Origin of the sequence: Prevotella sp. AM23-5, assembly GCF_003473645.1 — a bacterium.
GTDB classification, from domain to species: Bacteria; Bacteroidota; Bacteroidia; order Bacteroidales; family Bacteroidaceae; genus Prevotella; species Prevotella copri_A.
In genome coordinates this window covers 97324-110456 of record NZ_QUCG01000003.1, presented here as the reverse complement: position 1 = coordinate 110456, position 13133 = coordinate 97324, and the positions used below count along the sequence as shown (strand labels likewise).

The 13133-nt window shown below is 48.7% G+C and carries 10 protein-coding genes; 5 read left to right on the top strand and 5 right to left on the bottom strand.

Annotated elements, in window-relative coordinates; all coding sequences use genetic code 11:
• Window positions 1–14 precede the first annotated feature (14 nt).
• The 5 genes from DW657_RS01810 to DW657_RS01790 all read right to left on the bottom strand — a co-directional run bounded on the left by DW657_RS01810 (window position 15) and on the right by DW657_RS01790 (window position 8292).
• Window positions 15–2411 carry an ABC transporter permease gene (locus DW657_RS01810; RefSeq protein ID WP_117664040.1) on the bottom strand — a complete coding sequence of 799 codons (2397 nt, stop codon included), beginning with the start codon at window positions 2409–2411 and terminating at the stop codon, window positions 15–17.
• A gap of 50 nt (window positions 2412–2461) precedes the next feature.
• On the bottom strand, window positions 2462–3715 hold the full coding sequence (locus DW657_RS01805) for an efflux RND transporter periplasmic adaptor subunit (protein WP_118311190.1): 1254 nt from the start codon (window positions 3713–3715) through the stop codon (window positions 2462–2464).
• Window positions 3716–3718: 3 nt separating this feature from the next.
• Window positions 3719–5062, bottom strand: a complete 1344-nt coding sequence (locus tag DW657_RS01800; protein ID WP_118311208.1) for a TolC family protein — start codon at window positions 5060–5062, stop codon at window positions 3719–3721.
• A 175-nt stretch (window positions 5063–5237) separates the two neighbouring features.
• Window positions 5238–5918, bottom strand: coding sequence for an ABC transporter ATP-binding protein (locus tag DW657_RS01795; protein ID WP_118311189.1), 681 nt, complete (start codon window positions 5916–5918; stop codon window positions 5238–5240).
• Window positions 5919–5949: 31 nt separating this feature from the next.
• Window positions 5950–8292, bottom strand: a complete 2343-nt coding sequence (locus DW657_RS01790) for an ABC transporter permease (RefSeq protein WP_158577299.1) — start codon at window positions 8290–8292, stop codon at window positions 5950–5952.
• 240 nt (window positions 8293–8532) lie between these two features.
• Here DW657_RS01790 and DW657_RS01785 point away from each other — a divergent pair, with 240 nt between their 5' ends.
• The 5 genes from DW657_RS01785 (at window position 8533) to DW657_RS01765 (ending at window position 12965) form a co-directional block, all read left to right on the top strand.
• Window positions 8533–9051, top strand: a complete 519-nt coding sequence (locus DW657_RS01785) for a DNA-binding response regulator (protein ID WP_118311187.1) — start codon at window positions 8533–8535, stop codon at window positions 9049–9051.
• A 13-nt stretch (window positions 9052–9064) separates the two neighbouring features.
• Window positions 9065–9940 (top strand): PAS domain-containing sensor histidine kinase, encoded by an 876-nt coding sequence (locus DW657_RS01780; protein WP_118311186.1) that lies wholly within the window; start codon window positions 9065–9067, stop codon window positions 9938–9940.
• 151 nt (window positions 9941–10091) lie between these two features.
• Entirely contained in the window at window positions 10092–10283 is a 192-nt protein-coding gene (locus tag DW657_RS01775) for a hypothetical protein (RefSeq protein WP_117664046.1), read from the top strand.
• 149 nt (window positions 10284–10432) lie between these two features.
• Entirely contained in the window at window positions 10433–12253 is a 1821-nt protein-coding gene (gene argS / locus DW657_RS01770; RefSeq protein WP_089543314.1) for an arginine--tRNA ligase, read from the top strand.
• 238 nt (window positions 12254–12491) lie between these two features.
• A complete protein-coding gene (locus tag DW657_RS01765; RefSeq protein ID WP_118311185.1) occupies window positions 12492–12965 on the top strand; it encodes an RNase H family protein in 474 nt (157 codons plus the stop codon).
• Window positions 12966–13133 lie beyond the last annotated feature (168 nt).

Genomic DNA, 13133 nt, shown 5'->3' with positions numbered 1-13133 from the left:
TTTTACTTTTAATTTTATTCATCCTTAAGATACTTCACCGGATTACTATTCGCCACCTTGTAGCAGTTGATGACGACGGAAAGCCCGATGATGACGAGCAAGATGATGGTAACGCCGATAAACAGCAAAGGCGTCATCGTAATCTTCTCGCTAAACGACATCAGCCATTGTCGGGCTATCAGCCAAGCCCCCAAGTCGCCCACGATGATGCAAGGCAAGGCAATCTTCATAATGTCCTTCAGGAAGATGCGAAGAATATCCTTCACCTTCGCTCCGTTCACCTTCCTTATCGCAATCTCCTTGCGGCGGCGGTTCACCTCATCGCTCGTATAACCCACCAATCCGAAGAGGGCGATAATCATCGTCACGATGCCTGCTACAAGGATGCCATTGCGGAAATTGAGCTGTGAGGCATACTGGTTAGCCAATTCAGAGGCATAACTCTTCACGATGACCTTATTGTTAGGATACATCGACTGCACCTTCTGCTGCAACTCCGCCAACGATTCGTCCTGCATATCCTTATACTTTACAAGCATGTAATAAGCCGTCTTGGCTGCATAGAAATACAGTACAGGAAACTCCTTCATATCGTCGCCATCGGCCGACATGTCACCCCAGCGGATATTCTTGCACACGCCACAAACCGTCAGCTTGAGTGGATTTACACCGTCATCATGTCCCGAACAAGTAATCTGCTTGCCTACAACGCCATCCTTCCAATGCCAGATATTGATGAGTTTTTCAGCACCCCGTTCGTCAATAATCACCTGACGGCAACTGTCATTGCACTCCGTAAAGAACGAGCCCTGTACTATCGGGATGTTCATCATCTTGAAGAAATTGTCGTCCACACCTTCCATATCTATGATGTTGAAGGTATTAGTATCATCACCAGGCTTTTGTACCATGTTTCCGCTTCTGCCGTATCCATAGAGCGGAATATGATAAGTGGAACAGCACTCCTTGACATTCGGCATTCGCTTGATTTCGGCAAGACACTGGTTGCGCTGGTCGCGATTGATGCCATCTACCGAGACGATGGCAACATTATCATAATCGTAACCAGGATTGGTGCCAAGCATCAGCTGATACTGACTGTTGATGATGTAGAGCAGACTGAACAGCAGTCCAGAGATAGCAAACTGTATGCCCAGCAACGTCAGTTTCCAGCGGTTGCGATTCTCGTTATAACCACGGAAGGCACTTGCCACCGGAATCTTGTTGTATAGCCAGCCCGGAACCAGACCGCCTACCAGCAACACCAGCAGGCAGATCATCACCAATATCCAACTGCCCCTGTTCAGAATCAGCGCACTAACCGGAGCAGAAAGGAAATTCTCGATAGTTCCCTTGCAAAGGAATACGAGTATGGCAGCCAAAATCACCGCCAAGCCTACATGCACCAATGCCTCAGAGAAGATGATGGCATGAATATTCTTGGGTTCGGCTCCATAGCACTTGCGAACTGCCATCTCACGCGAGCGGCTTACCAGATTGCCCACTATGATAAGCAGATAGTTCATTACCGACGTGAAGAGCAGCACGAAGGCCACGATGCTCAATATCCAGCTCATCATCTTGATATATGGGTCATGGGTATAGACATCGCTCAACACCGTGAAATCAAAGGTAAGGTCTGTTCCCATCTTCTTCAGTTCCTTCAATGGGAAATGGTCTTGGCGCATCTTGTCGACGTAAGGCTTGAGTTCGTCGACACGATGTCCCCTTGCCAACCGAATGTAGGAAATATAGCTATCATTTCCTATCCAATTGTTTCTGCCATCGTAAGAATATACGTATGGAACACTGGACATAGACAGAATCATCTGCGTGCCATGCAAGGACGCCCCCCAAGGAAAAGCCTCGAAAACGCCATTAATGGTAAAAGTAGTACCAGGATAATCGGGAAGCGTGAAATGCTTGCCCACCACATTGCCGCCTATAGTGGCTGCCGTCTTCGAGTCGATGATGCAAGACAAGGGCTGTGATAATATCTGGCGAGCCTTGCCTACCAACATCTTCTGCGGAAAGACATCGAAGAAACAACTGTCTGCCATCAAGATATTGGCAGACACAACGTGCTGGTCGTCCAACTTGCATTGGGCGTCGTTATAGAACCAGTGGGTACTAGTGGCCATTTCCACCATCGGTGCGTATTGCTTCACACCTTGGGCGATGGCTCCTGAAGTCTGGTTGAACGTCATGGTCTTACCCTGATTGCTGCTCACTTCAAATATCTGATACGTCCTCTCCCATCCAGGGAAATACGTATCGTAAGTCTGCTCGAAATAAATCTCGGCAATAATTACCGAACTGATTGCCAGTCCGAGCGCCAGACACAAGATCTTCACGAAATTGTGCTGGCCTCTTCGGGGCAGATTCTTGAATGCGTTAATAATATGATTCATATCAAATATCCTGTTTCAAGGGCGTTAGCCCAATTTATCACTAATCACTACTAATTAAAAACTAATACATCATTATCCTTATAGGCCTCATAGCCGCTAACGATAACCTGCTCGCCCGGCTCCAAGCCTTCAATCACCTCATAATATTGAGGATTCTGGCGACCGATGGTAATCTTTCGGCGATAAGCCTTCTTGCCACTCTTGTCTAAAACAAAAATCCATTGACCGCCCGTTACACTATAAAACGTGCCTTTAGGGATGATTATTGCCTGCTTAGACTGGCCGAGCTGCAAATCTACATAATAGGTCTGACCGGTTCGGATATTGCCAGGGCGAACACCTTTGAAGATGAAGTCGATGCGAAACCTGCCGTCTCTTACCTCGGGATAAACCTTGCGGACCTGCAGGAGATAATGCTTGCCATTCTGGTCGAAGGTAGCAGTAAGTCCGGGTTTTACCCGGTCGATGTAATGCTCATCCACCTGCGCCTGCACCTTGAAATCGCTGAGATCGTTGATGACTCCTATCTTCTGTCCAGCCTGGATGCTCTGTCCCAGTTCCACATCGAGCAAGCCGATTTCACCCGATATGGTGCTGCGGATGTTCAGCTTCTCCTTGCGCTGGCGAACCAGCTGCACATTCTTCTGCATGGCTTCCAGATTATCGCCCATCTGATCCATCTGCGAACGGCGGAGCTGTGCATCCTTCTTCAATCGCTTGCTGATGAGCGCATGCTTCTTGACGGCAAGGTCGTAATCTTCCTTAGCCTTCAGATACTCCTCGCGCGAATTGAGTTCTTCCTTGTGCAACGCCTCCTGATGCTGATAGGAGCGGCGCTTGGTAATGACATCCTGCGAAAGCGACAGTTCCTCGTTGCTATTGTTCAGGCGGTCCTGCTCCATCGAAATCTGGGTGTTGCGAAGCATGTCCTGCTTTTCGGCAAGTTCGCTTTCGGCATTCAGAATCTCCAGGTCGAGATTCGAATTGCTCAGTTTCACGATCACATCGCCCTTGTTTACGTGGGCACCTTCATCCACCACTTTCTCCAGAACGATACCGCCTTCCTCGGAACTGATCTGTACCACGGAGATAGGAACCACCTGTCCATCCACCGAAACATAATCGTTGAACTGCGCCTTCTCTACGGTTCCGATGCTCAATCCCTTCCTATCCACCTTCAGGGTGGAAGAGAAATTGCTCAATCCCAACCAAATGAGGACTGCGATCAAAACCGCTCCTCCGCCAATCCATGCCCAATACTTGCGAGGCACGAGATATTTTTTCTTTTCTATTTTTATATCCATAATTTATCTTATTAAATTTTCTCCCTGATAATAAGCAACCAATCTCTGTTTGATGATGAGCAGCATCTGCATCTGGAGTTCCTTGATTCTGCTTTCCAGAAGCGTCTGGGCTGCGGTATGAAGATCGAAGGTGGAAAGCATTCCTTCTTCAAACTTCCGGCTCGACATGTGATAGGCGAGCGAATCAGAGGCCACCTTCTTCTGCATCTGATGCAACTCCTTGGCGTAACCCTCTGCATCCATCACCGCCTGGGCTATCTGGTCGTGAAGCTTGCGCCTGGTTTCCTCCAGGTTCACCTGTGCCAGTTGCCAGTCGTTGCGTGCCTTCTTCACGCTGTGCCATCGGTCGCTATTATAAATAGGTATAGAAAGGGTCAACGCGAGGTATTCGCCCTGGTTGTTGTGAAACTGCGAGGCAAACCCATCGTATTGTCCTTTCTGAGAGAGATTCTTGTAATAGTTGGTAGAAATGCCGCCACCGAGAGAGAGTGATGGCAGCAATCTGCCTTTTGCTATCTTGTAATCATACCGTGCCCGCTCCACTTCGTATTCTGCCGACTTCAAATCGGGAGAAATATGCAGGAAGCCCTGGTAAATGGTTTCGTAGTTTACTCCAGATTCAGAAACCTCTTTTTTATCAGACGTTAACTTCAAATTCTGCTCCTCATTAATCAGAATTTTCAGCTCTTCATCCACCGGAAAATTCATCGCGGATTTCAAGGCGAGCAGACTCTGTTTTGCCACATTCTCCTGATGCGTAAGATTGTATTCATCTTCCGCCACCTGCGATTCCATCTGTACCACATCCGGGCGCCCTTTCTCGCCCAGTTCATACAGTCGCTTCATCTTAGCCAGCATCCGCTTGCTTTCGTTCAGTTTCTCGCTTGCTATCTGAATGCTTGCCTCAGCATAGGCAGCATCCACATATTTCTGCATCACGTCGATGGCTCTATCGTCCTGAATCTTCTGCATCGCCGTGGCTGAATAATCCCGGCTCAGCTTAGCCTGCTTCAAGGCGTTGATGGTGGCGAAACCATCGAAGACATTCAGTTCGGCATAAAGCTGATAATAGTTGTTGAATGTCGTTACATTATTATAAGTATTGGTTTCCGGGTCGATGTTTCGTCCCCAGGCATACTGTCCTTGCACGCCGCCCGTAACGGTAGGCAGGAATCCTGCCACAGCATGCTGGTAATCCTGCTTGCGTTGGCGGGCGTTTACCACCTCCCGCTTCACCTCCGTAGCGTGCTCCACGGCGTATTTCATGCAGTCGTCAAGGCTCCAGCTCTGTGCCGAGGCACCAGCCACCCAGACCAACCATCCTATCAATATTCCTATTCTTTTCATAATCTTCTTCATTTTGGCATGATAAGGACAAGAGCCGTGCCAAAACAACATTTCTCCTGATAATCAAGCCATTAAATAAAAGCCCTCATTAAACAAACTGTCCAACAATTAGACACCACCGTCTAATTGTTGGACAGTAAACCGCAGCTTAAAGCTGATCATTCGAAACCAAAGATCAAAGCTGATCATTCATCGCATCCACCACTTGTCCATCAAACAGATTGATGATGCGACTGGCGTAGGTAGCATCGTGCTTGGAGTGCGTAACCATCACGATGGTGGTTCCCTCCTCGTTCAGCTCGCTGAGCAACTGCATCACCTCCATACCATTCTTGGAATCGAGGTTACCCGTAGGCTCATCGGCAAGGATGATGCTAGGCTTGCCCACCACGGCACGGGCGATGGCAACCCTCTGCTGCTGACCGCCCGAAAGCTGATGAGGATAATGCTTGGCACGATGGCTCAGCTTCACCTTTCTCAATATCTCGAGCACACGCTCCTTGCGCTCCGCCTTTCCCACTCCGAGGTATTTCAGCTGTAAATCCACATTCTCCTCAACGGTAAGTTCGTCGATAAGGTTGAAGTTCTGGAACACGAAGCCGATGCGACCCTTGCGATAGGCGGTGCGCTCACGCTCCTTCAGATGGCCCACTTCCTCATTATTCAACCAATACTTGCCCTCCGTAGGACTATCCAGTAAGCCCAGGATGTTCAGCAAGGTTGACTTGCCGCATCCCGAAGGACCCATGATGGCGATAAACTCACCATCTTCTACTTCTATGTTCACACCGTTCAGGGCGATGGTTTCCACCTCTTCCGTGCGGAATATTCTAGTTAAATTCTCTGTTCGTATCATCGTTAGAAATCTTTTTAAAGTTTATGACTCATTATTCAGCCTTGATGCTGTCTATCGGATTCGACATCGCCGTACGCAGGGTGCAGCCGATAACCGAAACAAAGGCTATCAATAAGGTAAAGATGGCGCCAGCCAGCAACACCCACCAAGGGAAGGAAATGCGATGGACGAAATCCATGAGATAAGTCTGCATCAGCTTCACGCAGATAGGGATGGCGATGACCACAGCCACCAGCGAACTGACGAGGAATCTCTTAGCCAGTTGCCAAGCCGCATCCCCAATCGAAGCACCCATCACCTTGCGCAGGGCAATCTGGCGCTTCTGCTGGTTGCCGTAATAAACCGACATTCCGAAGAGGCCCAGGGCAGAAATCAGGATAGAGATGCTCATGAAGGTGATGATGAGCACCATCATATTATGCTTGTCCTTGAGATTATTCTTCAAAGTATCATCCATATACTCCGCCTCCATTTCCGTAGGAACACCTATCAGTTCCTTAGCCACCTGCTTGCAGGTATTCCGGATAGCCTGCAGCGCCTGGGCATGATCGCCACGGGTTTTCACCAGAACAACCCATCCACCCTGCTGCGGAGTAATGACTCCAATGGCATTATGCTCCGTTTTCTCATTCTCGCTCAGCGCATCTCCACTATGATAATCGGCAATCACGCCGCACACCTCATATTCGTGTTTTCCGTTTTCCAGTCTCATTCCAAACCACGGCTTGTGGGCAGAAACACCATAGGCTCGCTTCGCATCTTCCGTTACCCAAATCTTGCCATAGGCTGGCTCGCAATACTGTTCAATCACCCTGATTCCCAGCATCTTCATCGCCGTGGAATCAGCCAAGAACATACGGAGCATTCCTATCAGTTTTTCGTTGTCACCATGCACGCCGTTTCCCCAGCTGCTGATAGGATTGGCGTTGCCGTAAGTTGCCTCTTCCACCTCAGGAAGCGCTTTCAGACGGTTCCTGAGGATAGACATCTTCTCCGGCGAACCATCCAAGGAAGAAAAGATGGAAACAATATCCTTCGTCTGATAACCCAACGGCAAATCGGCAAGATGCTTCATCTGGAGCATCATCGTTATCGCCATGACTACCAGCGTGATACTGATGACGTTCTGGGCTACGATAAATATCTTGCTGAACCACATCTTGCTGCGCATGCGGATGGTTCCCTTCACCACATCTATCGGATTGAAACGAGAAACCACGATGGCAGGAAGGATTCCCGCAAAGATGGAAATGATGACGTAAGCCAACGGCAGGAACCACAGAAGGTCGAAGGAATGGAACAGGTCGATTTTCGTATCCAACATAGAATTGAACAACGGGATAAATGCCCAGGAAATCAACAAGCCCAGCAGGAAGCAGACTGCCGTGAAGAGCGCCGACTCCTTGAGATAGCGAAGCATCACGCCCCCTACCGATTCGCCCAGCAGTCTTCGGGTAGCCATCTCCTTCGCACGGTTGCCAATCTGAGCCACCGTAAGATTGATGTAATTGAACAAGGCTGAGAGCAGCAGAACCAGCGCCACTACCAGGAGGATATTCACGAGAGTACGATTGCCATGCTTGAAAATATCGACACTATCAGCCGTAAAATGAATCTGGTCCCATCTCACAAACCGGCAACCCCACATAAAGGTGACTCCATCCGAATCCTTCTTCCATCCCTTCCAGTAGTTCATGTATTTGCCGAGCAAGGTCTGTCTCACTTTTTCCGGGTAAGCATCCTTTGCCAGTCGCGCCACCGTAATGCAGGAGCCAAACTGATCCATCGCCTGAGCCTCAGCTTCTATCAGTTTCATCGACACGAAAATATCGTATGGGTTAAGAAGGTCCTCACGGTCGAAATCCTCCATGATTCCCACCACCTTGAGTTGCAGCTTACCGCATTGGATGGTACGGCCGATAGGATTGGCGTTGCCGAAGGCTTTCTTGGCAAAAGATTCCGAAACCATTGCCTGATGAGCATCCGAAAGGAGATGATCTGGCGCACAACCACGGCATTTGTAACCCATAAACTGGGAAAAGTTCGGGTCGATAGCCAGATATTTTGCCTCATAATACTGTCCATCTATCATGGCTCCCTGCGGAGCATAATATTCACCAAATCTTGTCCATCCCTTGATTTCCGGGATGGAAGGAAAGAACTCCTTGGCTATGCCCCAGGTCATTCCGAGATAATCGCCGGAACCTGCAACATAGAGCTCCTTCGCCAGTTTCTGATTCGTTCCCACACGATACTCTGCAGTAGCGTAGGAAACGAGAATCAGCACAAAAGCCAGTGCCACCGAGAGACCCAAGGCCTCTATGGTGGCATAAAGCTTGTTGCGTGATAAGAATTTCACATAACTTTTCATCATATACTCATTTATTTTTTGTTTCACTAAAATCAAACGATAAAGGAAGAATACCATCTCCCTGTTTTCGTTAGCTGCTGCAAAGTTACGGCTTCTCCCGTTTTCTGCCAAGGATTCCGGCAGCCCGAAAGGCGGATTGTATGAAATTCATACACTCTATTGTATGATTATCACACAACAATCCCGTTTTTGTTTGCCGTTTCGGAAAAAAAGCGTACTTTTGCAAACAAAAAAATTAAAGATATGAAATATGGAACCCTTCTTGTCATCGACGATAATCCGTCGATACTCACGGCGCTGAAAATCTGTCTGGGCAATACGTTCGAACGGATTCTCACCCTGCCTCGCCCCGATACCGCCCCCACGCTGCTGCAACAGGAGCAGGTAGATCTCATCCTACTCGACATGAACTTCTCGCTCGGCGTAAACAGCGGACAGGACGGTTTACTCTGGCTCCGCACCTTCCGCCGGCTCCACGCCCACATCCCCGTGGTACTCATCACCGCCTTTGCCGACGTGCAGCTTGCCATCAAGGGATTGAAAAGCGGAGCCGCCGATTTCGTCACCAAGCCCTGGGATAATGACGAACTGATAAGGGTGCTCAAGGATGCCATCGACAATAATACGGAAGTGGCAACCTTGGAAAATTTCGAGAACGATTACATCCGGAAGGTCGTGGATAAATGCCACGGCAACATCTCGCGTGCAGCCGAAATGCTCGGAATTACCCGACAAACCCTTTACGCAAAACTGAAGAGATAAACATACTATTTTTATGGTTATTATCAAGATTATATATTTAATAGGTGGAATCTGCCTCATCCTGGGCGGCCTCATCTATCTGTTCTTTCGCCATCAGCGAAGGCTGAAGGCTCGTGCTTTTCTGATGCGTGAGGCTGTAAGAAATGGCGATTACGCCTTCCGCCTCCCCACTTCGGGCTTGCTGCCGGGCGAAAGAGCCTTGCAGCAGGCACTCAACGACATGCAGGGCGACATTGCCCGCCTCGTAGCCAGACACGAAGTGGAATCATGGCAAAAGCTGACCCGTGTGCTTACCCACGAAATCATGAACGCCACGGCTCCTATCTCCAGCATCTGCCAGGCTTACCTCAGCACCCCACAGATCAAGGGAAGCGAATACGAGGAAGGCATTCAGGCGATTCACGACACCAGCAAGTCGCTCACCAACTTTGTAGATAGTTACCGCAAACTCACTCAGCTTCAGGCTCCCGTCGTAGAACCCCTCACGCTTGCCTCTTTCCTGGAAAGCATCCGGGCGCTCTATCCCGACCTCAATTGGCACATTTTCCTCCCCCAGAATGTCACGCTGGAGGCCGACCGCAACATGCTGCGCCAGGTATTCATCAATCTTACCAAGAATGCCATCGAAGCCCACGCCACCGACATCGACGTCCGCATGAGCCAAAATGAGCGTCCTATCCTGCTGTTCAGCAACAATGGCGAACCGATTCCTGCCGATGTGGCACGGGAAATCTTCATCCCATTCTTTACCACCAAATCATCCGGCACAGGTATCGGACTTTCCCTCTCCCGCCAGATGCTGATGATGCAGAACATCGAACTGGGACTTGCCGATACTTCCATCTCCGGCTACCATGTAACATTCTACCTGGAAAAACAAAAAGATTGACATCAATTTCGTAGTTTCCTGGTTTCATCTACATTAAAATTATCATAATTTTAAGTTGTCAAGAAAAGAAAATGACAGAAAAGCTTGGTGCTTTCGAAAAAAAACATTACCTTTGTCACCATAAAATAAACAACATAACGACATTAAATACATGATGACAATTGAAGAATACAGAGCAGAAGTCTTGCAGGCTTTGCTCGAAGCAAAGAATGAGGATGGTACTCCAGCAATTACACCAAAGGAAGCACAGGAGGCTCTCAATGGTTTTACCGACGATGAATTGCAGGACGGCATCTTATGGAACTCTCCACAGGACGTGGCCGATATTATCCTTGAAGGATAAAGAAAACATCGTTTTTCTTTGCTCATTCCAATTATTATTTGTAATTTTGCAGGCGCTTAAGTAAAAGGGGGTACTTGCAAGCCCCCTCACTTACCAGGCATTTGAATAAAGAAAAAGATTTTTTACCGGTAAAAAAAGATATAAAGATAATGAAGATAGAAAACGAAATCATCAGCTCTGTCATCGCGGCGGTGAAGGAGCTTTATGGTCAGGACGTACCTGAAAAGATGGTAGCCCTGCAGAAGACCAAGAGTAATTTCGAAGGTAACCTTACCCTCGTCGTATTCCCATTCCTCAAAATGTCGAAGAAGACTCCTGAGAGAACTGCACTCGAGATTGGTGACTACCTGAAGGAGAACTGCGCTAACGTTATCGCAGACTTCAATGTAGTAAAGGGTTTCCTCAACCTTTCTATCGCTCCTGCCGCTTGGGTAGGACTCCTGAACACCATCAACGCTGACCCTAAGTTCGGCGAGAAGCCTGTTACTGAGAATAGCCCGCTCGTCATGATCGAGTACTCTTCTCCTAACACCAACAAGCCTCTCCATCTCGGTCACGTGCGCAACAACCTCCTCGGCTGGTCTCTGGCCCAGATCATGGAGGCCAACGGCAACAAGGTAATCAAGACAAACATCGTTAACGACCGTGGTATTCACATCTGTAAGTCAATGCTCGCTTGGCTCAAGTGGGGCAATGGCGAAACTCCTGAGACTTCCGGCAAGAAGGGCGACCACCTCATCGGCGACTACTATGTAGCCTTCGACAAGCACTATCGTGAGGAAATCGCAGAGCTCAAGGCTCAGTACATGAAGGAGGGCATGGAAGAAGAAGCTGCCACAGAGAAAGCAAAGGCAGAGGCTCCATTGATCAAGGAGGCTCACGAGATGCTCGTGAAGTGGGAAAACAACGACCCTGAGGTTCGCGCTCTCTGGCAGAAGATGAACAGCTGGGTTTACGCTGGCTTCGACGAGACCTACAAGATGATGGGCGTAGGTTTCGACAAGATATATTATGAGTCAAACACTTACCTCGAGGGTAAGAAGAAGGTAGAGGAAGGATTGGAGAAGGGTCTCTTCTTCCGCAAGGACGATAACTCTGTATGGGCAGACCTCACCAACGAGGGCCTCGACCAGAAGCTCCTGCTCCGTTCTGACGGTACTTCTGTTTATATGACTCAGGACATCGGTACTGCCGACCTCCGTTTCAAGGATTTCCCTATCGACAAGATGATCTACGTAGTAGGTAACGAGCAGAACTACCACTTCCAGGTGCTCTCTATCCTGCTCGACCGCCTCGGCTTCAAGTGGGGTAAGGACTTGGTTCACTTCTCTTACGGAATGGTAGAGTTGCCTAACGGAAAGATGAAGAGCCGCGAGGGAACCGTAGTAGATGCTGATGACCTGATGGCAGAGATGATCAAGGATGCTCGCCAGACAAGCGATGAGCTTGGCAAGTTCAAGGACATGAGCGAGGAAGAACGCCAGGAGATTTCACGCATCGTGGGTCTCGGAGCGTTGAAGTACTTCATCCTCAAGGTAGATGCCCGCAAGAATATGCTCTTCAACCCAGAGGAGAGTATCGACTTCAACGGTAACACAGGTCCTTTCATCCAATACACCTACGCTCGTATCCGCAGCATCATGCGTAAGGCTGCTGCCGAGGGCATTGAGATTCCTGCAGAGTTGGGCGCTGATGCTCCTATCAACGAGAAGGAGATTGACCTCATCCAGAAGATGAACGACTTCGCTGCAGCTGTAGCCGATGCCGGCAACAACTACAACCCTGGTGGTATTGCCAACTACTGCTACGAGCTGACCAAGGAGTTCAACCAGTTCTACCACGATTACAGCATCCTGAATGCTGAGAGCGAGGCAGAGAAGATTACCCGTCTGGTTCTCGCAGCCAATGTTGCCAAGATTCTGAAGAATGGTATGGCTCTGCTCGGCATCGAGGTTCCTGAAAGAATGTAAAATTTTAGGTAATTAGAAGTTATCAGGAGTATAGCACTCCTGAAAAACTTCTCAAGATATAATTAACCTACAATTTAAAAAATGAATATTGACTATTGACAAATAATGAGCATCCCCAGAGCCAGACTTTGGGGCTTGCTCATTTCTTTTTTATATAGGTCAGTATTACCCAAAAACTGAACTCTCGTTATGCGGTTCAGTAAAAACACAAATCATTTATCCAATAAAAGAAACGCAAATGAGTAACATGCCCGTAAATCCTCCTTCATGGAGAAACGATACAGTCTTGCCTTTGCCCAATGAGGTGAAGGCGAACGCCTGGGCTGTGGATGCAGCCTGCTCCGGAAATCCCGGTCCAATGGAATACCAATGCATTGATCTTCAGACTGGTGCACAGGTTTTCCACTATGGTCCTATCCACGGCACCAACAACATCGGCGAGTTCCTCGCCATCGTCCACGCCCTCGCTCTGATGGCCCAGAAAGGCATTACCGACAAGGTAATCTACAGCGACAGCGTGAATGCCCAACTCTGGGTAAACAAGAAGCAATGCAAGACCAAACTGGAGCGTACTCCTCAAACCGAGCAACTCTATCAGATCATCGCCCGTGCCGAAAATTGGCTCCGCACCCACCCCGTAACCGTCCCTATCTTTAAATGGGAAACGAAGAAGTGGGGCGAGATTCCTGCCGATTTCGGAAGAAAAGGATAAGACTTTTTACATAAAACCGATGTAACTGCGACAGTACTTACAAGCAACAGCGATAATACTTACAAGGCGCAAGCAGGCACCGGTCATCAATGAAGCCCCCAAAAGGACTAGGGCTGTTTATTTCTAACAGTACGGTTGAAACGGGCTGAAAGCCCAAAAGCTCTTAGC